Source organism: Shinella sp. GW835-FHT14H05 (assembly GCF_058793575.1).
The window spans coordinates 210804-231346 of sequence record NZ_JBXAFY010000005.1 but is presented as its reverse complement, the minus strand read 5'-3'; the positions used below and the strand labels follow the sequence as shown (position 1 = coordinate 231346).

The 20543-nt window shown below is 64.3% G+C and carries 22 protein-coding genes; 10 read left to right on the top strand and 12 right to left on the bottom strand.

Annotated elements, in window-relative coordinates:
* Window positions 1-29 precede the first annotated feature (29 nt).
* The 6 genes from tesB (at window position 30) to AC1Q6Z_RS17775 (ending at window position 7444) form a co-directional block, all read left to right on the top strand.
* A complete protein-coding gene (tesB, locus tag AC1Q6Z_RS17800) occupies window positions 30-917 on the top strand; it encodes an acyl-CoA thioesterase II (protein WP_492648741.1) in 888 nt (295 codons plus the stop codon).
* Between the two features lie 218 nt (window positions 918-1135).
* Window positions 1136-1486, top strand: coding sequence for a P-II family nitrogen regulator (locus AC1Q6Z_RS17795; RefSeq protein WP_305112267.1), 351 nt, complete (start codon window positions 1136-1138; stop codon window positions 1484-1486).
* Window positions 1487-1517: 31 nt separating this feature from the next.
* A complete protein-coding gene (locus AC1Q6Z_RS17790; protein ID WP_256119513.1) occupies window positions 1518-2879 on the top strand; it encodes an ammonium transporter in 1362 nt (453 codons plus the stop codon).
* A 244-nt stretch (window positions 2880-3123) separates the two neighbouring features.
* The gene (locus AC1Q6Z_RS17785) at window positions 3124-5787 is read left to right on the top strand and encodes a DNA translocase FtsK (RefSeq protein WP_492648740.1); all 2664 of its coding nucleotides are present in this window, start codon (window positions 3124-3126) and stop codon (window positions 5785-5787) included.
* 111 nt (window positions 5788-5898) lie between these two features.
* The gene (locus AC1Q6Z_RS17780) at window positions 5899-6573 is read left to right on the top strand and encodes an outer membrane lipoprotein carrier protein LolA (protein ID WP_256119515.1); all 675 of its coding nucleotides are present in this window, start codon (window positions 5899-5901) and stop codon (window positions 6571-6573) included.
* A 64-nt stretch (window positions 6574-6637) separates the two neighbouring features.
* The gene (locus AC1Q6Z_RS17775) at window positions 6638-7444 is read left to right on the top strand and encodes an exodeoxyribonuclease III (protein WP_439618074.1); all 807 of its coding nucleotides are present in this window, start codon (window positions 6638-6640) and stop codon (window positions 7442-7444) included.
* Here the strand turns inward: AC1Q6Z_RS17775 and AC1Q6Z_RS17770 are convergent.
* Together AC1Q6Z_RS17770 and AC1Q6Z_RS17765 are read right to left on the bottom strand one after the other, a co-directional pair.
* Entirely contained in the window at window positions 7441-7896 is a 456-nt protein-coding gene (locus tag AC1Q6Z_RS17770; RefSeq protein WP_319324056.1) for a cyclic nucleotide-binding domain-containing protein, read from the bottom strand. The two genes, AC1Q6Z_RS17775 and AC1Q6Z_RS17770, sit on opposite strands and share 4 nt — an antisense overlap.
* A 42-nt stretch (window positions 7897-7938) precedes the next feature.
* Window positions 7939-8622, bottom strand: a complete 684-nt coding sequence (locus AC1Q6Z_RS17765; protein ID WP_256119518.1) for a response regulator transcription factor — start codon at window positions 8620-8622, stop codon at window positions 7939-7941.
* Window positions 8623-8731: 109 nt separating this feature from the next.
* On the opposite strand from AC1Q6Z_RS17765, the gene AC1Q6Z_RS17760 reads away from it, so the two are divergent.
* Entirely contained in the window at window positions 8732-9277 is a 546-nt protein-coding gene (locus AC1Q6Z_RS17760) for a L,D-transpeptidase family protein (protein WP_492648739.1), read from the top strand.
* 135 nt (window positions 9278-9412) lie between these two features.
* Window positions 9413-10243 carry an aldo/keto reductase gene (locus AC1Q6Z_RS17755; RefSeq protein ID WP_435268336.1) on the top strand — a complete coding sequence of 277 codons (831 nt, stop codon included), beginning with the start codon at window positions 9413-9415 and terminating at the stop codon, window positions 10241-10243.
* Between the two features lie 170 nt (window positions 10244-10413).
* On the opposite strand, the gene AC1Q6Z_RS17750 is transcribed toward AC1Q6Z_RS17755, so the two are convergent.
* Complete coding sequence (locus tag AC1Q6Z_RS17750; RefSeq protein WP_492648738.1) at window positions 10414-10926, bottom strand: SixA phosphatase family protein; 513 nt, start codon at window positions 10924-10926, stop codon at window positions 10414-10416.
* Window positions 10927-11014: 88 nt separating this feature from the next.
* Window positions 11015-12424 (bottom strand): 3-isopropylmalate dehydratase large subunit, encoded by a 1410-nt coding sequence (gene leuC / locus AC1Q6Z_RS17745; protein ID WP_435268338.1) that lies wholly within the window; start codon window positions 12422-12424, stop codon window positions 11015-11017.
* A 349-nt stretch (window positions 12425-12773) separates the two neighbouring features.
* Here leuC and AC1Q6Z_RS17740 point away from each other — a divergent pair, with 349 nt between their 5' ends.
* A complete protein-coding gene (locus AC1Q6Z_RS17740; protein WP_492648737.1) occupies window positions 12774-14672 on the top strand; it encodes a CASTOR/POLLUX-related putative ion channel in 1899 nt (632 codons plus the stop codon).
* 5 nt (window positions 14673-14677) lie between these two features.
* On the opposite strand, the gene AC1Q6Z_RS17735 is transcribed toward AC1Q6Z_RS17740, so the two are convergent.
* The 3 genes from AC1Q6Z_RS17735 to rplS form a co-directional block, all read right to left on the bottom strand.
* On the bottom strand, window positions 14678-15484 hold the full coding sequence (locus AC1Q6Z_RS17735; RefSeq protein ID WP_492648736.1) for an amino acid ABC transporter permease: 807 nt from the start codon (window positions 15482-15484) through the stop codon (window positions 14678-14680).
* A 7-nt stretch (window positions 15485-15491) separates the two neighbouring features.
* Window positions 15492-16289, bottom strand: a complete 798-nt coding sequence (locus tag AC1Q6Z_RS17730; protein WP_435268340.1) for a transporter substrate-binding domain-containing protein — start codon at window positions 16287-16289, stop codon at window positions 15492-15494.
* A gap of 150 nt (window positions 16290-16439) precedes the next feature.
* Entirely contained in the window at window positions 16440-16985 is a 546-nt protein-coding gene (gene rplS / locus AC1Q6Z_RS17725; protein WP_256119526.1) for a 50S ribosomal protein L19, read from the bottom strand.
* A 296-nt stretch (window positions 16986-17281) separates the two neighbouring features.
* On the opposite strand from rplS, the gene AC1Q6Z_RS17720 reads away from it, so the two are divergent.
* Window positions 17282-18028 carry a sulfite exporter TauE/SafE family protein gene (locus AC1Q6Z_RS17720; protein WP_256119527.1) on the top strand — a complete coding sequence of 249 codons (747 nt, stop codon included), beginning with the start codon at window positions 17282-17284 and terminating at the stop codon, window positions 18026-18028.
* Here the strand turns inward: AC1Q6Z_RS17720 and trmD are convergent.
* The 5 genes from trmD to AC1Q6Z_RS17695 all read right to left on the bottom strand — a co-directional run bounded on the left by trmD (window position 18010) and on the right by AC1Q6Z_RS17695 (window position 20540).
* On the bottom strand, window positions 18010-18705 hold the full coding sequence (gene trmD / locus AC1Q6Z_RS17715) for a tRNA (guanosine(37)-N1)-methyltransferase TrmD (RefSeq protein ID WP_256119528.1): 696 nt from the start codon (window positions 18703-18705) through the stop codon (window positions 18010-18012). The two genes, AC1Q6Z_RS17720 and trmD, sit on opposite strands and share 19 nt — an antisense overlap.
* A gap of 1 nt (window position 18706) precedes the next feature.
* Window positions 18707-19285, bottom strand: a complete 579-nt coding sequence (gene rimM / locus AC1Q6Z_RS17710; RefSeq protein WP_256119529.1) for a ribosome maturation factor RimM — start codon at window positions 19283-19285, stop codon at window positions 18707-18709.
* Between the two features lie 127 nt (window positions 19286-19412).
* Entirely contained in the window at window positions 19413-19775 is a 363-nt protein-coding gene (gene rpsP, locus AC1Q6Z_RS17705) for a 30S ribosomal protein S16 (RefSeq protein WP_256119530.1), read from the bottom strand.
* 34 nt (window positions 19776-19809) lie between these two features.
* A complete protein-coding gene (locus AC1Q6Z_RS17700; RefSeq protein ID WP_492648735.1) occupies window positions 19810-20130 on the bottom strand; it encodes a chorismate mutase in 321 nt (106 codons plus the stop codon).
* The gene (locus AC1Q6Z_RS17695) at window positions 20127-20540 is read right to left on the bottom strand and encodes a hypothetical protein (protein WP_492648734.1); all 414 of its coding nucleotides are present in this window, start codon (window positions 20538-20540) and stop codon (window positions 20127-20129) included. Before AC1Q6Z_RS17695 ends, AC1Q6Z_RS17700 begins: the two co-directional genes overlap by 4 nt.
* Window positions 20541-20543: the final 3 nt, after the last annotated feature.

Sequence of the window (20543 nt, the reverse complement as noted above, 5' to 3'; positions counted from 1 at the left end):
GTATTCCTACCTTGGGGAGCCACGTCCAAATGTCGCGCCAGCCCGCCAAAAACCCCGCCATGGACCTCCTGCTGGAGACGCTCGACCTCGAACGGCTGGAAACCCGGCTGTTTCGCGGCAAGAGCCCGCAGGTCGGCTGGCAGCGGGTGTTCGGCGGGCAGGTGATCGGCCAGGCGCTGGTCGCCGCGACGCGAACGGTGGAGAAGGAAGGCCGCTTCGTGCATTCGCTGCACGCCTATTTCGTGCGGCCGGGCGATCCTTCCGTGCCGATCATCTACGACGTGGAAAACATCCGCGACGGCGGCTCCTTCGCCACGCGGCGGGTCGTCGCCATCCAGCACGACAAGCCGATCTACTTCATGACCGCCTCCTTCCAGGACGACGAGCACGGTTTCGAGCACCAGGCGCAGATGCCGGACGTGCCGCAGCCGGAAAACCTGCTCGGCGAGGCGGACCTCAAGGAACGCTTCATGACCGAGGCGCCGGACCATATCCGCGCCTACTGGCAGCGCCCGCGGCCGATCGAGCTGCGCCCCGTCTCGCTGGACCATTATTTCTCGCGCGACAAACTGGAACCGCGCCAGAACATCTGGGTGCGCACCACCGGCCCGGTGCCGGCCGAGCGCCACCTGCAAGCCGCGGTGCTCGCCTATCTCTCCGACATGACGCTGCTCGACACTTCGCTCTTCGCGCATGGCACCTCGGTGCTCGATCGCACCTTGCAGGTCGCGAGCCTCGACCATGCCATGTGGTTCCACCGCCCGCCGGTGCTGGACGACTGGCTGCTCTACAGTCAGGACAGTCCCTCGGCCTTTGGCGGGCGCGGCATGACCCGTGGCGCAATTTTCACCCGCTCCGGCACCCTCATTGCCTCCGTCGCCCAGGAAGGGCTGATTCGGAAAAAGGCAACTGACTAAATTTTATCCATTATTCCAATAGCGCCTATTTTTTGACCATCTGCGCTGGTGAAATTTTGCGCCGCAGCATGGCGCGTATTTTTATTGCAATCATTTCAGCGGATTAGAGACGCCGTTCGAATCTGGCACGCCCCTTGAATGTGTAGCTCTCAGTCGTTGCGGCGAAGGTTGCCAACGGCAAGGAGAGATGGCCCCGGCTGGGGGAACAAGCACGAAGGATGGGAAACCAGATGAAAATTGTGATGGCCATTATCAAGCCGTTCAAACTCGATGAGGTGCGCGAGGCCCTCACCACCGTTGGCATCCAGGGCCTGACCGTGACGGAAGTGAAGGGTTACGGGCGCCAGAAGGGGCATACGGAAATCTACCGCGGCACCGAATATGCCGTCAGCTTCCTGCCGAAACTGAAGATCGAGATCGCCGTGCCTGCCGACCTCGTCGACAAGGCGGTCGAGGCGATCGCGTCTGCCGCCAAGACCGGCCAGATCGGCGACGGCAAGATCTTTGTCTACTCCATCGACCATGCCGTGCGCATCCGCACCGGCGAAACCGATTCCGAAGCGCTCTAAGCAACCGGCATATTCAGGGAGCATTTTCAAAATGTCGTCATTCAAGCCTTCTCATACCCTCGCCCGCGTGGCTGCTGCCACCACGGCCATGCTTGCGCCGGTTGTCGCTTTCGCGCAGGAAACCGCGCCCGCCGCCACCGAAGCCGTCGCCGCAGCCCCCGTTCCGGACAAGGCGGACACCGTCTTCATGTTCCTGTCGACGCTGCTCGTCTTCTTCATGCTGATCCCGGGTCTGGCACTCTTCTACGGCGGCCTGGTGCGCGCCAAGAACATGCTGTCGGTCCTCATGCAGTGCACCGTCATCGGCGCCATGATGATGATCATCTGGGTCGTCTACGGCTATTCCTTCGCCTTCGGCGGCTCGACCAGCGCCTATTTCGGCGGCTTCGCCAAGATGTTCCTGTCGGGCGTGACCGTCGATAGCACGGCTGCGACCTTCTCCGACGGCGTCGTCATTCCGGAATATATCTTCATCCTGTTCCAGATGACCTTCGCCGCGCTGACCCCGGCGCTCATCATCGGCGCCTTCGCCGAGCGCATCAAGTTCTCGGCCGTCCTGCTCTTCACGGCACTCTGGGCCACCTTCGTCTACTTCCCGATCGCCCACATGGTCTGGGACGCCAACGGCCTGATCTTCGGCATGGGCGCCCTCGACTTCGCCGGCGGCACCGTCGTGCACATCAATGCCGGCGTGGCAGGCCTCATCGGCGCGATCATGGTCGGCAAGCGTACCGGCTTCGGCAAGGACATGATGGCTCCCCACTCCATGACGCTCACCCTCGTCGGTGCCGCCATGCTGTGGTTCGGCTGGTTCGGCTTCAACGCCGGCTCCAACCTTGAAGCTTCGGGCGGCGCGGTTCTCGCCACCGTCAACACCTTCGTCGCAACGGCCGCCGCAATCCTCGCCTGGTCGCTCGTCGAGACCTTCACCCGCGGCAAGGCCTCGCTGCTGGGTGCGGCTTCCGGCATGATCGCCGGCCTCGTCGCCGTCACCCCGGCCGCCGGCTCCGTCGGTCCGTTCGGCGCCATCGTGCTCGGCCTCATCGTCTCGCCGGTCTGCTACTTCTTCGTCGCCGTCGTGAAGAACAAGTTCGGCTACGACGACACGGCGGACGTCTTCGGCGTACACGGCATCGGCGGCCTCATCGGCGCGCTCGGCACCGGCATCTTCACCGCCCCGTCGCTCGGCGGCACGGGCGGCGCCGATTTCTCCATCGCCTCGCAGTTCATGACGCAGCTCACCGCCGTCGTCATTACCATTGCCTGGTGCGGCATCGTCTCGGCGATCCTCTACAAGGTGGTCGACATGATCGTCGGCCTGCGCGTCACCGTCGAAGCCGAGCGCGAGGGCCTCGACCTCTCCTCGCACGGCGAAGCGGCCTACCACTCCTAAGGGCTTCGCGGCGGCTCCAGCAGCCGCCGCAAAACGTCCCGTCGCGGCCATAGGAAACTATGCCGCCCTTGGCCCGGACCCAAAAAGTCCGGGCCTTTTTCGTGTCCGAGGCCGAAACCGGGGTCACGAAAGCGGCATGGTTAACATGCCATTAAGGCTTCCTTCGTAGGGTTCACAGTCAGGCACATCCGCGAATCGCGCGGAATCGGTGCGGTTTTCCTTGGACGGACTATAGGCTGTAACCATGAGCAGAAGCATCTCGGCAGGACTGGATAACCGTCACGACCGCTTCGTTCTGTCGGCATTCGTCTGGCGACAGTTGCAGATCCTGTTCGGGCTCTGCACTTTCCTCGGCCTCGCCTTCGCGGTCGCCGCACTCTCCACCTGGAACGTCTCCGATCCGAGCCTCTCCTATGCCTCGAGCGGCGCACCGGCCAACATCCTCGGTTATCCCGGCGCCGTCTTCGCCGATATCTTCATGCAGTTCTTCGGCATTGCCAGCGTCATCGCGCTGCTGCCGGTCGTCGCCTGGGGCCTGGCGCTGATCAGCGGCCGGCGCTTCAACCGCGTGCCGCAGCGCGCCGGCGCCTGGCTCGGCGGCGCCATTCTCGCCTCCGCAGCGCTTGCCTGCGTGCCCGCACCGGTCACCTGGCCGCTGCCGACCGGGCTCGGCGGCGTCTTCGGCGACATGATCCTGCGCTTCCCCGCCCTCTTCACCGGCGCCTACCCGACCGGCCTCTTCGCCAGCATCCTCGGTGGCATCATCGCCATCCCCGCCGCCTGGCTGATGGTTTTCGCCGCCGGCCTGATCGGCTCCGTCACCATCGAGGACGAAGAGGATTTCGCTCCCGTTCCCACACCGAGCCGCGCGCGCACCATCGCCGAGGAAAACGAGGACGACGACGACCGGGAAGGCCCGCTCACCGTTTTCGCCGGCGCCATGACGCATGCCTGGTACACCGGCCACGCCCGCATGCGCCGCCTCTTCGGCCTCGCCAACCAGCGCCGCAAGGCGCGCGGCATCGAGCAGCCCTATGATTTCAACGAGGATGAGTTCGGCACGCTGAACGAGCCGGTGCGCGCCCGCACCCCGACCCGCGGCGCCAGCGAGCGCGTCGAACCGTCGCTGGACGGCCGCCGCGTCGTCGCCGCCCCGCCGATGGCCGGCGACGAGGACGACGACCTGCCCTTCGACAGGGACGACGAACCGATGCGCCGCCCGAGCGGCATCCTGCCGGATGACGATGCGGACGACGTCGCCGCCGACTGGGCGCCGCGCCGCGCCCCGGCCCGCCAGCCGCTGCCGGCCACCACCGCCCGCGTCGTGCCCCCGGCCGCCCGGCCCAAGCCCGGCCAGCGCATCGAGCGCGAGGCGCAGACCTCCTTCGTCGGCCCGGACGGTTTTGCGCTGCCGCCGATCCACCTGCTCGCCGAGCCGAAGGGCCAGGTGCGCGACACCACACTTTCCGCCGATGCGCTGGAGCAGAACGCCCGCATGCTGGAAGGCGTGCTGGAGGATTTCGGCGTCAAGGGCGAGATCATCCATGTCCGCCCCGGCCCGGTCGTCACGCTCTACGAACTGGAGCCCGCGCCCGGCATCAAGTCATCGCGCGTCATCGGCCTTGCCGACGACATCGCCCGCTCGATGAGCGCGATCGCCGCCCGCGTCGCCGTCGTGCCCGGCCGCAACGCCATCGGCATCGAACTGCCGAACCAGAGCCGCGAGACCGTCTATTTGCGCGAACTCATCGCCAGCCGTGATTTCGAGACTTCGAAGGCAAAGCTCGCCATGGCGCTCGGCAAGACGATCGGCGGCGAGCCGGTCATTTCCGACATCGCCAAGATGCCCCACCTGCTGGTGGCCGGCACCACCGGCTCGGGCAAGTCCGTCGCCATCAACACCATGATCCTCTCGCTGCTCTACAGGCTGAAGCCGGAACAGTGCCGCCTGATCATGATCGACCCTAAGATGCTGGAACTCTCCGTCTATGACGGCATCCCGCACCTGCTCTCCCCCGTCGTCACCGATCCGAAGAAGGCCGTCGTGGCGCTGAAGTGGACGGTGCGCGAGATGGAAGAGCGCTACAAGAAGATGTCGAAGATCGGCGTGCGCAACATCGACGGCTTTAACAGCCGCGTCGAGCAGGCGCTGGCCAAGGGCGAGCAGATCAGCCGCACCGTGCAGACCGGCTTCGACCGTCAGACCGGCGAGGCGATGTACGAGACCGAAGAATTCGATCTCCAGCCGATGCCCTATATCGTCGTCATCATCGACGAAATGGCCGACCTGATGATGGTCGCCGGCAAGGACATCGAAGGCGCGGTCCAGCGCCTCGCCCAGATGGCGCGCGCCGCCGGCATCCACGTCATCATGGCAACGCAGCGCCCCTCGGTCGACGTCATCACCGGCACGATCAAGGCCAACTTCCCGACCCGCATCTCCTTCCAGGTGACCTCGAAGATCGACAGCCGCACCATCCTCGGCGAACAGGGCGCCGAACAGCTGCTCGGTATGGGCGACATGCTCTACATGGCCGGCGGCGGGCGCATCCAGCGCGTGCACGGCCCCTTCGTCTCGGACGGCGAAGTGGAGGCCGTCGTGGCGCATCTCAAGACGCAGGGCTCGCCGCAATATCTCGATGCGATCACCCAGGACGACGACGAGGATGGCGAGGGCGGCGGCGGCCCGGCCGGCACCGCAAACCTCGAGGATTCGGACGACCCCTACGACCAGGCCGTGGCCGTGGTGCTGCGCGACGGCAAGGCGTCCACCTCCTATATCCAGCGCCGCCTCGGCATCGGCTACAACCGCGCCGCCTCGCTGATCGAGCGCATGGAGAAGGAGGGGCTGATCGGCCCCGCCAACCACGCCGGCAAGCGCGAGATCCTCGTGCCGACGGAAGAGTAAATTTCGGAACGACGGCCGGGAACGGGGCGCCGTCTGCGGCGTTCCGCCCGCAAGTTCCGCGTCAGGGCCGGATGCCATTATGGCGCCGTGTTTGGCCCGCATGACACGCAGATGAAGGAGACCAACATGATCCCATCCGAGAAAGGCCACGCGACCGGCATGCTGACCCGCCGTGGCTTCACCTGCCTGATGGCCTTCACGCTCGCAACCGGCCTTTCGGCGCTGGCGCCCGCCGATGCCTCGGCGCAGGCAAGCGGCGCCGCCCAGAAGATCGCCGACCACTTCGCCTCCGTGAAGACGATGATCGGCGAATTCGTGCAGTTCGGCCCGCGCGGCGAACAGACCGGCGGCAAGTTCTACATCAACCGTCCGGGCAAGATCCGCTTCAACTACGAAGAGCCCTCGCCGATGCGCGTGATCGCCGACGGCAAGTCCGTCGTCATCGGCAACCGCAAGCTCAAGACCTGGGATATCTACCCGCTCTCCAAGACCCCGCTCAACCTGCTGCTCGGCGAGAAGATCGACCTCTCCGCCAAGATGGTGCGCAACGTCAAGGAAGAGGCGGATCTGACCACCATCGTGCTCGGCGACCGCAACATGTTCGGCGATTCAACCATCACCATGATGTTCGACCCGAAGACCTACGACCTGCGCCAGTGGACCATCACCGACGCGCAGGGCAAGGACACCTCCGTCATGATCTTCAACGTCAAGACGGGCGTCGCCCTCGACGAGAAGGTCTTCTCGATCCCCTATGACGAAGTCCGCAACAAGGGCGCGAACTGAGAAAGCCGTTTCCGTTTCGTCATGCATGCGCTAAGACGCCCCGGACAGATTTCCGGGGGCAGGCATGGCACTTTCGATTGCGACGTGGAACATCAATTCCGTGCGGCTGCGCATGCCGCTCGTCGAACATTTCCTGACGACCTTCTCACCGGATATCCTGTGCCTGCAGGAAACCAAATGTCCGAACGACCTCTTCCCCTTGAAGCCGCTGAAGGCGCTCGGCTACGAGCACATCGTCTTTCACGGCCAGAAGGGATATCACGGCGTGGCGACAATCTCCCGCCTGCCGCTGACCGAGATCGTCGAGCGGCGCGACTATTGCGGCGTGGGTGACGCGCGCCACATCTCGGTCGTCTTCCATCACCGCGGCAAGTCGATCCGCCTGCACAATTTCTATGTGCCGGCCGGCGGCGACGAGCCGGACCGTACGATCAACCAGAAATTCGGCCACAAGCTCGATTTTATCGAGGAGATGAAGCTGCTGCACGCCGAGGCAGAGGCCGGCATCTCGTCGATCCTCGTCGGCGACCTCAACATCGCGCCCTTGGAGCACGACGTCTGGTCGCACAAGCAGCTCCTGAAGATCGTCAGCCACACGCCCATCGAGACCGAGGGCCTGATCGACGTGATGACCAAGGGCGCCTGGGTCGACCTGATGCGCCGCAAGGTGCCCGCGCACGAAAAGCTCTATACGTGGTGGAGCTACCGCTCGGCCGACTGGGTCGCCGCCGACAAGGGCCGCCGCCTCGACCACATCTGGTCCTCCGCCGACCTCGAACCGCACCTCACCGATATCAAGGTGATCCGCGAAGCCCGCGGCTGGGAACGGCCGTCCGACCACGTGCCGGTCATTGCGGAATTCGATTTCTAGGCGAAACGCCCCGCGAGGCTGCGCATCTCGCTGATCATCGCCGCGAGGTTTTCGCGGATGCGGGCGTCGACGAGCACGGCAACGTCCGGATATTCCTCCAGCATGCGCCGGAAGAGCGGGCGGTTGATGCGGATGACCTCGCTGTCTTCGGTCGCCACGGCCGTATATTTGCGCTCGACGGCGGAAATCATCGCGAGTTCGGAGAGCAGCGTGCCGGCCTGCGCCGTGCCTTCGTCACGCGTCGAGCCGTCGCGAAGGGTCGAGGTGAGGCTGAAAGCACCGGAGGCGACGACGAAGCCGCAATCGGCGGACGTGCCCTCGCGAAACAGCGTCTGCCCCTCGACCAGCCGCCGGCGCTCGGCGCCAAAAGCCATCAGCCGCAGCTTGTCGTCGGCGAGCCCGGCAAAGAGCGGCACGCGGGAAAGCAGGGCGATGTCGTCGCTGAGAGCCACGGTGGGCATCCCTCCAAAAGCAATTCCGGGAAGGTAAAAACCTTACGGTACGATCTTGTAACCGCCGTTCTCTGTCACGAGAATCTCCGCATTGGAAGGGTCCCGCTCGATCTTCTGGCGCAGACGGTAGACATGGGTCTCCAGCGTGTGGGTCGTGACACCGGAATTGTAGCCCCAGACCTCTTCCAAGAGCACGTCGCGCGTCACCACCTTCTGGTCGGCGCGGTAGAGGTAGCGGATGATCGCCGCCTCCTTCTCCGTCAGCCGGATCTTCTGGCCGTTTTCGAGCGTCAGCAATTTCTGGCCCGGCTTGAACGTATAGGGGCCGACGGTGAAGGTGGCGTCCTCGCTGCTCTCGTGCTGGCGCAGTTGCGCGCGGATGCGCGCGAGCAGCACGGCAAAGCGGAACGGCTTCGTCACATAGTCGTTGGCGCCGGCTTCCAGCCCGAGGATCGTGTCCGAATCGGTATCGTGCCCGGTCAGCATGATGATCGGCGCCTTGAAGCCGCCCTTGCGCAGCAGTTTTACAGCTTCGCGCCCGTCCATGTCCGGAAGGCCGACATCCATGATAAGCAGGTCGATCTGGTTGGCGCGCGCGGTCTGGATGCCCTTGCCGGCCGTCATTTCCTCGAGCGTGGAGAATTCCTCGTAAAGCGAAAGCTGCTCGACGAGCGTCTCGCGAAGGTCGTTGTCGTCATCGACAAGAAGGATGGTGCGGGATGTCATGCTTTACCTCTCGGCATTCCTCTGAAAGTAAGGGAACTGGCGCTTTTGGCAAGCCCGTCCATGGCTTAGCCAGTCAAGTTGCCACAAGGCGCGAATATGGCGGAATGACATGAGCCGGATCACATCTCCTAAACATTGCGTGAAGACCATCCTCGTGCGCCCCGCGCCGGGCCGGAAGACCCGCGCCATCGTTCAGGTCGGCCCCTTGCGCATCCCCGCCGCAATCGGCCGCACCGGACGTACCAGCGTCAAACGCGAAGGCGACGGCGCCACCCCCACTGCGGCCATGCCGCTGCTCTCCGGCTTTGTGCGCGGCGACCGCGTGGCCCTGCCAGGAACGACCCTGCCCTTCCGCCGCATCCGGCCCTCCATGCTCTGGTGCGACGAGGCGAGCCATCCGAGCTACAACCGCCTCGTACGCGCCCCGTTCAAGCCGAGCCACGAAGAGATGCGCCGCGCGGACGAACTCTACGACATCTGCCTCGTGCTCGACTGGAACGTCACCTCGCGCTGCCGCAACAAGGGTTCGGCGATCTTCTTCCACCTGATCCGCCCCGGTTACGAGCCGACGGCCGGCTGCGTCGCCATCGCGAAGCGCGACATGCTGCGCATCCTGCCGCACCTGCGCCGCGGCACGGTCGTGCGCGTGCTCTGACGATTTTGCCGCGCGGCGGGCTGAAATGCTGCGCTGCGGGACCTATATCAGCCTCGACCGTCGCCGGGCTGCAAGGCGCCACGGGAAACCCGTCCGGGTTCAAGCACGCCACACCTTTTTCACGGAGAGATTCTGATGAGCGATCAACCGACAATCCTGTTTCATGATGGCAACAGCATTCCCCAGATCGGCCTCGGCGTCTGGCAGACCCCGAACGACACGGCCGTGACCGCGGTCAAGGCGGCGCTCGACAGCGGCTACCGCCATGTCGATACGGCGGCGATCTACGAGAACGAGCAGGGCGTCGGCGAGGGCATCCGCGCCTCCGGCGTCGACCGCGCCGAAATCTTCCTCACCACCAAGCTCTGGAACGGCGACCAGGGCCATGATGCGACGCTGAAGGCCTTCGACGCCAGCCTGAAGCGGCTCGGCACCGACTATGTCGACCTTTACCTCATCCACTGGCCGGCGCCCAAGCGCGGCCAGTTCGTCGACACCTGGAAGGCCTTCATCCAGCTGCAGAAGGAAGGCCGCGCCCGCTCGATCGGCGTCTCCAACTTCTATCCCGAACACCTCCAGCGCCTGATCGACGAGACCGGCATCACCCCGGTGATCAACCAGATCGAGCTGCACCCGGATTTCCCCCAAACGGAAACCCGCGCCTACCACGAAAAACACCGCATCATCACGGAATCCTGGAGCCCGCTCGGCCAGGGCACGCTGCTGACAAACCCCGTCGTTGCCGGCATCGCGGCAAAACACGGCCGCACGCCGGCCCAGGTCATCACCCGCTGGCACATCGACAACGGCCTGGTGGTCATCCCGAAATCGGTGACGCCGTCGCGCATCGCGGAAAACGTCAAGGTCTTCGACTTCAAGCTCGACGATGAGGACATGGCAACCTTCGCCGGCCTCGAAAAAGGCGGCAAGCGGATCGGCCCGGACCCGATGACGGCAAGTTTCTGATCCTGCAATAAGTGGCACCGGTTGTTGGTTGACCGCCGGAAAAGTCCACCGCCCTCTCCTCCGTCATGGTCGGGCTTGACCCGACCATCCATGCCTCACCCGCGAATGGATCCTCGGGTCAAGCCCGAGGATGACGTCGGGGGTGGGGCGACCTCTGTCATCGGGCTCAATTAGGCCAGCGTCTTCGGCGTGACGAAGGCTTCAAGCCGGCCCGAGCCGGGCGCGACATCCGCCCAGCGCTCATGATCGAAGGTGATCACCGCCAGCCCCGCCGTCGGGTATTTCGTCCGCAACCGGCCGAGCGCCTCCGCCTCGCCCTGTTGTGCCAGCAACACAGCCAGCTCTTCGAAACCCGGATTGTGCCCGATGACCAGAAGCGTGCCGCTCTCGTCCGGCGCCTCGTGGATCGCAGCGAGGATCGCCGCCGGCGCGGCCTCGTAGATCGACGGCACGGTACGCGATGGGCAGGGCCTCGCAAAGGCCGGCGCGACCAGCGCCCAGGTCTCCTGCGTGCGCCGGGCGGATGACACCAGCGCGAAATCCGGCTCAAAGCCCCCGGCGGCCATATGGATGCCCATGCGCGGTGCGTCCCGGCGGCCCCGGTCGCCGAGCGGCCGGTCGTGATCCTCGACGCCATCGGGCCAAGCCGATTTTGCGTGGCGCAGGAGGAGAAGGCGTTTCATGGAAATCTCCTTCAAACGAAAAGGCCGGCAAACAAAAAGGCCGGGAGCATGCTCCCGGCCTTTTATCACAACGCCAATGCAGCCGTGATCATTTCCATTCGCGGATATCGACGAAGTGGCCGGCGATCGCGGCGGCGGCGGCCATGGCGGGCGACACGAGATGCGTGCGGCCCTTAAAACCCTGGCGGCCCTCGAAATTGCGGTTCGAGGTCGACGCGCAGCGTTCGCCCGGCTTCAGGCGGTCGTCGTTCATGGCGAGGCACATGGAGCAGCCCGGCTCGCGCCAGTCGAAGCCGGCTTCCTTGAAGATCTTGTCGAGGCCTTCGCGCTCCGCCTGTTCCTTCACGAGGCCGGAGCCCGGAACGATCATGGCATCGACGGTGGAGGCGACCTTCCGGCCCTCGACGACGGCAGCGACGGCGCGCAGGTCCTCGATGCGGCCATTGGTGCAGGAGCCGATGAAGACGCGGTCGATGGCGATGTCGGTGATCTTGGTTTCCGGCTTCAGGCCCATATAGTCGAGCGCGCGCCACTTGGAGGAGCGCTTCGTCTCGTCTTCGATCTCGTCCGGGTTCGGCACGACGCCCTGCACGGAGACGACGTCTTCCGGCGAGGAACCCCAGGAGACGATGGGCGGCAGGTTGGCGGCATCGAGCACGACGACGCGGTCGAAATGCGCGCCTTCCTCGGTGTAGAGCGTCTTCCAGTATTCCAGCGCCATGTCCAGCGCCTTGCCCTTCGGCGCGCGCGGCTTGCCCTTGATGTATTCGAAGGTCTTTTCGTCCGGCGCTATGAGGCCGGCGCGCGCGCCGCCTTCGATCGTCATGTTGCAGATCGTCATGCGGCCTTCCATCGACAGCGCACGGATCGCCTCGCCCGCAAACTCGATGACATGGCCGGTGCCGCCGGCGGTGCCGATCTCGCCGATGATGGCGAGGATGATGTCCTTGGCGGTAACGCCCGGCGGAAGCTGGCCGTCGACGCGCACCAGCATGTTCTTCGCCTTCTTCTGGATCAGCGTCTGGGTGGCCAGAACGTGTTCCACTTCCGACGTGCCGATGCCATGCGCCAGCGCGCCGAAGGCGCCATGCGTGGAGGTGTGGCTGTCACCGCAGACGATGGTCATGCCCGGCAGCGTAAAGCCCTGCTCGGGGCCGACAATGTGCACGATGCCCTGGCGCACGTCCTTTTCGGAGTAATATTCGACGCCGAATTCAGCCGCATTGTTGGCGAGCGCCTCGACCTGGATGCGGCTTTCCTCGTTCTTGATGCCCTGGGCACGATCCGGCGAGGTCGGCACGTTGTGGTCGACGACGGCGAGCGTCTTTTCCGGCGCGCGGACCTTGCGGCCGGCCATGCGCAGACCTTCGAAGGCCTGCGGGCTCGTCACCTCGTGAACCAGGTGACGATCGATGTAAAGAAGACAGGTTCCGTCTTCCTGGCGGCTGACGATGTGATCGTCGAAAATCTTATCATAGAGGGTACGGGGTGCACTCATGGCTCTTCATCCGCTTGGCATGTGTTGGGGTACTGGAAATCGGCGAGCGCGGGGCTCGCAAGGATCGCAAGCGATCAGGCTAGGCGGCTGGTGAGCGCCCCGAAGACGCGCGCAAAGAAGCGTGCCGGCAGGCGCTTGTGATCCTGCAGCACGACGACATGCTTTTCCGTGCATCCGAACTTGGATTCCATGGCCCGCATATAACGATTTTTGCGGCGCTCGGCAAGTTGCCGGCCGGCACCGCCGTTTACGCTCTTCCTAAAATTTCCCGCGCGCCGCCTTGCCGCAGCCCCGAATTTTTGACACTCGGTATACGTATCCGGCTAAGCGTCGGCTTGAGGGGACTTACATGAAGACGATTACCTGGCGCGACCGCGCGCGCTACCAGTTCGACAAGAGCATGGCGGCGGGGCCAATCGCGCTGATCGGCTGGCTTGCGGTCATCTCGCTGGTCGTCATCCTCGTCGCCGGCCTGTTCCTCGCCCTGACCGGCATCAAGCCGGATGGCGGCGAGCCCGTGTCCTTCATCGAAGGCGCCTGGGAATCGCTGATGCGCACCATGGATGCCGGCACGATGGGCGGCGATGTGGGCTGGAGCTTCCGCGGCGTCTCGCTCGCCGTCACCGTCGCGGGCATCTTCGTCTTCTCCGCGCTGATCGGCGTGTTGAGTTCGGGTCTCGACGAGAAGCTCGACGAATTACGCAAGGGCCGCTCGCATGTGCTGGAGAAAGACCACACGATCATCTTCAACTGGTCGCCCTCGATCTTCGACGTGATTTCCGAGCTGGTGATCGCCAACCAGAGCCGCCGCAACCCGCGCATCGTCATCATGGCCTCCAAGGACAAGGTGGAGATGGAGGACGAGATCGCCGACAAGATCGCGGACCTCGGCAACACCCGCATCATCTGCCGCAGCGGCGACCCGACCGACCTCTACGACGTCAACATCGTCAACCCGCAGGCCTCGCGCTCGATCATCGTGCTGTCGCCGGAAAGCGACTATGCGGATTCGCAGGTCATCAAGACGGTGCTGGCGCTGGTCAACGACCCGGAGCGGCGCAAGGAGCCCTACCGGATCGCCGCCGAGATCCGCGATGCCAAGAATGCCGAGGTCGCCCGCATCGTCGGCGGTTCCGAACTGCAACTGGTGCTCGCCGACGAGCTGATCTCGCGCATCGTCGTCAGCTCCAGCCGGCAGGCCGGCCTTTCGGCCGTCTATACCGAACTGCTCGATTTCGACGGCTCGGAAATCTACGCCGTCGAGCAGCCGGCACTCACCGGAAAATCCTTCGGCAATGCGGTGATGGCCTATGACACGTCGACGCTGATCGGCATCTGCGACACCGACGGCGTCGTGCACCTCAACCCGCCGACGAACCGCATCATGCTCGCCGGTGAACGGGCGATCCTGATTGCCGAGGACGACGCGACGATCAAGCTCAGGACCGCGGAGTTCGAGGTCGACCGCGAGATCGTGCGCCCGCGCGTCAACCGCGAGCCGGGGCCGGAGCGCACGCTGCTGCTCGGCTGGAACCGGCGCGGGCCGATCATCACGCAGGAACTGTCGCGCTACGTCGCGCCCGGCTCCGAGCTGATGATCGCCGCCGACACGCCGGAATTCGAGGCGGATGTCGCCAAGCTCCAGTTTATCAAGGAAAACCTCTCCGTTCGTTGCACCGTCATCGATACGTCGAACCGCGCGGCCCTCGATGCGCTCGACGTGCCCGCCTACGACCATGTGCTGGTGCTCGGCTACAGCGACCATATGGCCGCCCAGCCGGCCGACACGGCAACGCTCGTCACGCTGTTGCAGCTTCGCAAGATCGCCGACGCCGCCAACCAGCATATCGGCATCGTCAGCGAGATGATCGACGTGCGCAACCGCAACCTCGCCGCCGTCACCCGCGCCGACGATTTCGTCGTCAGCAACAAGCTGGTGAGCCTCATGCTGGCGCAGGCCTCGGAAAACGAGCTGATGGCGCAGATCTTCGACGAGCTGCTCGACGAGGACGGTTCGGAAATCTACATGCGCCCGGTGACGGACTATATCGCCATCGACCGGCCGGTGAATTTCTACACCGTCAATCTCGCGGCCCTCATCCGCGGCGAGGTGGCGCTCGGCTACAGCCACGCGAAACGGGCAGGGCACGATCCGCGCAACATGGGCGGCGTCGTGGTCAATCCGGTGAAGTCGGAAAAGGTGACCTTCGATCCCTCCGACCGCCTGATCATCCTCTCCCGCACGTAAAAATTTCAGGTCCGCCGCAGGCGCTTTTCCAGGCCGCGCAGGCCGAGCGAAAGCCCGATCGTCAGGATGAGATAGACATAGGCGACGATGGAATAGGTCTCGAAGAACCGGAAGGAGCCGGAGGCATAGACCTTGCCCATCTGCGTGATATCGGCGACGCCGAGCACGGAGACGAGCGAGGAATCCTTGACCATCGCCACGAAATCATTGCCGAGCGGCGGCAGGATGACGCGCACCGCCTGCGGGAAGACGACGAGCCGGAAGCGCTGGAAACGCGACAGGCCGAGCGCCTTGGCCGCCTCGATCTGCCCTTTGTCGACGGACTGGATGCCGGCGCGAAACACCTCGCCGATGAAGGCGGAATAGCCGATCATCAGCGCGATGATCGCCCGCCACATCAGCGAGACGTCGCGCACCTGCATCGGCTCGACAAGGCCGGCACTGACAAGCGGCGAGATCACCAGATTGACCAGCGCCACCAGCGCCGGCGCGCCGACGAAGGCGATGTAGAACAGCAGCACGAGGATCGGCACACCACGGATCACCTCCGTGTAGAAGCGCGCGACCTGGCGCAGCACCTTGCTGTCCGACAGCGCCATCAGCGCAAGGCCGAGGCCGGCGAGCGTGGCGAGCAGGAAGGCGACGAGGGTGACGAAGATCGTGACCCACAGCCCCTTCAGCACGATGCCGAAGACCTGAGCGTAGAGATCGTTGGCGACGATCACGCCGGCAAGCGCGAGCGCGATCACGGCAAGGACAACCAGCCACCAGGGATAGTCGCCCTTTGCCGCGTCAGAGGAAACGGGAGCCATGCGCCCGCTACTGACCCATCTTGTAGTCCAGGAACCACTTCTTGTTGAGCGCCTCCAGCGTGCCGTCGGCCGTCATGGCGGCAATCGCGGCATTGACCGGTGCGACGAGATCGGAGCCCTTCGGGAAGATGAAGCCGAAATCCTCCGTGCCGAGCGGCTCGCCGACGACCTTGAGCTTGCCGCCCGAGGCATCGACATAGCCCTTCGCCGCAACGCCGTCGGTCAGCACCAGGTCGACGTCGCCGGCCTGGAGCGCCTGCACGGTCGCGCCAAAAGTCTCGAACAGCTTGATGCGCGGGTTCTGCTCGTTGCCGTCGAGGATTTCGTAGACGGCGGTGTAGAAGGGCGAGGTGCCGGGCTGGGCGGCGACCAGGCCGTCCGTCAGCGCCGCGAAGGATTTGGCATCCTTGAAGCGGGCCTCGTCGCCGCGCACCAGCATGAACTGCTGCGAGCGCATGTAGGGCGCGGAGAAATCCACCTTCTCCTTGCGGTCGTCCTTGATGGTGATGCCGGTCATGCCGATATTGTACTGGTTGTCGGAGACGGCCTGGATCATCGCGTCCCAGCTGGTGTTCTGGTACTCGACCTTGAAGTTCAGCCGCTTGGCGATCTCGTTCATCGCGTCATATTCCCAGCCGATCTGCTCGCCGGTCTTCGGATCGACGAATTGCAGCGGCGGGTAGGCGTTCTCCGTCACGACGACGACGGACTTGCCACCGAGATCGGGCAGGTCCGCGGCGAAGGCGACGGCGGGCATGAGGGCGGCGGCGGCAAGGCCTGCAAGGACGGCGCGGCGGGAAAACATCGGCTTCAAGCTCCTGGATTGTGGCGGCGGAACACTGTCACAGGAGCAGGCAGCGAGGCAAGCATGGCGCTTGTGCGCAACCGCCTTTCCCGAAAACAAAAAGCCGCCGGCCAGGGCCGACGGCTTCAATAGATACGTGCGGCTGCCGGATTATTCGGCGGCGGCTTCTGCAGCCTTTGCGGCTTCGGCAGCTTCTGCTGCAGCGGCCTTCTCGGCGGCTTCTGCTGCGGCCTTTTCAGCGGCGAGCGCCTGGGCGGCTGCGACCTTCTCGGCTTCGAGACGGGCCTTTTCCTCGGCAACGGCGGCGCGCTCGGCGTCGTTCAGGTTGCGGGCGCGCGTGCCGGTGTTCTCAACGATACGAGCCGACTTGCCGCGACGATCGCGCAGGTAGTAGAGCTTGGCGCGACGGACCTTACCGCGGCGGACGACTTCGACGCCTTCGACGAGCGGCGAGTAAACCGGGAATACGCGCTCGACGCCTTCGCCGTAGGAGATCTTGCGAACGGTGAAGCTCTCGTTGATGCCGCCACCCGAACGGGCGATGCACACGCCTTCATAGGCCTGTACGCGGGTACGCGAACCTTCCGTCACGCGGACGTTGACGCGGACGGTGTCGCCCGGGGAGAATTCCGGAAGCTGGCGCTTGGCTTCGATCTTCGCTGCCTGTTCGGCTTCGAGCTGCTGGATGATGTTCATCGGTCTAACCTTCTGGTTTTTCTGAAACAGCCAGAGCGCTCGACTGTCACCTTACAAGGTCATGCCTCTAAGGTTAGCCCGTTACCGGGCGGAGCGGATTCGCCATTCTTTGCTTGCAGGTCGGCTGGGTAATCCCAAATCCGTGCGGGCCAATACACCAATCGAACCTGCTTGTCATCCCCACGGCCGAAAGAATCCGCCCGAAAGAGCCGGTTTTCGGCCCTTGCCCGCCTTTCACCGCCACGCTATCACGCGGGACAGGGAGAAGCGGCACGACCATTGCCGCCGGGAGTATCATGTCCATAGCCGATGCCATACTGCTTTTCGTCGCCGGATTCCTGTCCGGCGTGGTCAATGCCATTGCCGGCGGCGGCACCTTCCTCACCTTCGGCGCGATGACGCTGACCGGCCTGCCGCCGATCGTCGCCAATGCCACCTCCTCGATCACCCAGTTTCCAGGCTACGTCACCTCCTCGCTCGCCTATGCCAAGGAGATCCGCGCGGACTGGCGCGAGGCGGCGCTGCTCGGCGGCATCTCGCTCGTCGGTGGCCTCGCCGGCGCGCTGCTGCTGCTGTCGCTCGACAACCCGTCCTTCCGCGCGCTGGTGCCGTGGCTGCTGCTCGCCGCCACCATCATCTTCGCCGCCGGCCCCTATCTCAAGCCGAAGACGCTGCACGCCGAAACGCCGGTCTCGCCGCTCGGCTTCGTGGGACAGTTCCTGACCTCGATCTATGGCGGCTTCTTCGGCGCCGGCATGGGCATCATGATGCTTGCCGTGCTGGGCCTCACCAAAGGCGGCGACTACCACCGCCTGAACGCGCTGAAGAATTTCCTGGCCGTGGTGATCGCCGCGGTCGCCATCATCGTCTTCGCCAGCGGCGACGTGGTCGGCTGGCCACAGGCGGCCGTCATGGTACCGGCCGGCGCGCTCGGCGGCTGGTCCGGCGTGTGGGCGGCGCGGCGCGTGCCGCAACCGGTCATCCGCGGCCTGGTGGTCGCGGTCGGTGCGGCACTGACGGTCTATTATTTCGTGACGGGCTGAGCGTCGAGTAGGTCCGGCCGGCGCTCGCGCGTCAGCTTTTCCGCCTCCTCGCGCCGCCACCGGTCGATGGCCGCGTGATTGCCGGAGGTCAGCACGCCGGGAATTTCCTGCGCTTCCCAGACCTGCGGCCGCGTATAATGCGGATGCTCCAGCAACCCGCCTTCGAAACTCTCGTGCTCGCCGGACAGCGCATTGCCCATGACGCCGGGCAGGATGCGCACGATCGCGTCGAGCAGGATCATCGCCGCCGGCTCGCCGCCGGAGAGAATATAGTCGCCGATCGAAACCTCTTCGAGCTGCCGCCCGTCGATGACGCGCTGGTCGACACCCTCGAACCGGCCGCAGACCACGATGGCGCCCTCGCCGGCCGCAAGCTCGCGCACGCGGGCCTGCGTCAGCGGCCGGCCCCGCGGGCTCATCAGCAGGCGCGGGCGGTTGTCTCCCTCGGAAGCATGATCGATGGCGCGCGCCAAAACATCGGGTTTCAGCACCATGCCCGCCCCGCCGCCCGCCGGCGTGTCGTCCACGGTGCGGTGGCGGTCTGTGGTGAAATCGCGGATCTGCACGCAATCGAGCGCCCAATCCCCGCGCGCCAAAGCCTTGCCGGAGAGCGACTGGCCGAGCAGGCCCGGAAACATTTCCGGGTAGAGCGTCAATATGGTGGCGCGGAAAGCCACGTCATTCCCCGCCGTCTTCTTCGGGCGGGCGGCGGCGCCGGCTGCCCGGCCCGTCCTTTTCCTCTTCTTCGAGGCCGGCGGCAATCGGATCGATCACCAGGCGCCCGCCATCGACGTCGATTTCCAAGACGGCTGCCTCGGAAAACGGAATGAGCACCGGCCGCTTGCCGGGGCCTTTCAGCTCCAAGAGGTCGCCCGCGCCAAAATCGAAGATGCCGGTCACCGTGCCATGGCTGCGGCCCTCGGCATCGACGGCCTCCAGACCTTCGAGATCGGCGTAGAAGAACTCGTCTTCGTCGAGCTCCTCGTCCGGCAGGTTGTCGCGCTCGATATAGAGGTCGGTGCCGTTCAGCGCCTCGGCGGCATTGCGGTCGTTGATGCCGCGGAACCGCACGACGACGACGTTCTTCGCCTCGCGCACCTCCAGCACCTCGAAGGCGCGGCCGTCATCCGTGTGGAGATGGCCGTAATCGCCGATCGCCGTCGGGTCGATGGTGTAGGATTTCACACGGACTTCGCCGCGCAGGCCCTGGGCCGCGCCGACAGTGCCCATGAGGACGGGATTTTCCAGTTTCACCATGGTTGCTTCCGTGCGTTCCTTGAAACTTCAGCTGCGCGAAATCGCTTTACGATGTTCCGCGTCGTGCTCCAAACGAAAACGGGCGGCATGAAACACGCCGCCCGCTTCAAAAGAATGTCGCCGTCGATTATTCGGCGGCAGCAGCAGCGGCGTCTTCTTCCTTCTGCTTCTTCTCGGCAGCGCGCTCGAGCGCCTTCTTGCCGGGCTTTGCCTTTTCCGGGTTGCTGCGGGCTTCGCGCTTCACGACGCCGGCTTCGTCCAGGAAGCGGGCGACGCGGTCGGTCGCCTGGGCGCCCTTGGAGAGCCATTCCTTGATGCGGTCGGCGTCGAGCTGCACGCGGTTGGCGTCGTCCTTGCCGAGCATCGGGTTCCACGAACCGACCTTCTCGAGGAAGCGGCCGTCACGCGGCGAACGGGCGTCGGCAACGACGATCTGGTAGTACGGACGCTTCTTGGAGCCACCGCGGGCGAGACGAATTTTCAGTGCCATGTCATTTCTCCTTGGATAGATGGGACCGCCTGTTTCAGGCGGTATTCTGGTTTGCGCCGCTGTGTTCAGCGGCAATGGCTTCGTGGTGCCGGATCACCTCGTGGATGATGAAGTTCAGGAACTTCTCCGCGAAATCCGGATCCAGATTGGCATCCTTCGCCAGGCGGCGAAGGCGCTCGATCTGGTATTCCTCGCGCGCCGGGTCGGCCGGCGGCAGTTCATGCATCGCCTTCAGCACGCCCACCGCCTGGGTGCAGCGGAAGCGCTCGGCGAGCATATGCACAAGGGCAGCGTCGATATTGTCGATCGACTGCCTGTATTCGGCGAGCTGATCGCGGACTTTTGGCTCAATCATATCCAGCGCTCCAGTGCATTTTCGATTTGCCGCTGTTCAATACGAAAGAACTCACGCGCAGCTCTGCCCAAACGGTCATACGCCTTGGACAGCTCCGCAAAATTTCCGTTTTCGGCATTTAGTGAAACCGGAAACAGGGAGTTTTTTAATTCTTTGTGATGTTCCTTCGACATATCTAGCATCAAGTCAATGTATTCCATAAGATACGCAATTCTTACGGAGTCTATATTTCCAGTTTTAAACTTGGACGTTTCTGAAAAAATACTCGCAATCTTATCTCTCAAGTCCAAAAGCCAAGCATTTTTTATTTCAGAAACACGCTTCTTTCCCGCAAGGCGGAAACTCTGAAACGAAATCAGCGCAGCGAGAGCAGCAAAAAAAGTTGCTGCCAATTGTAGATAGATGGCCATATT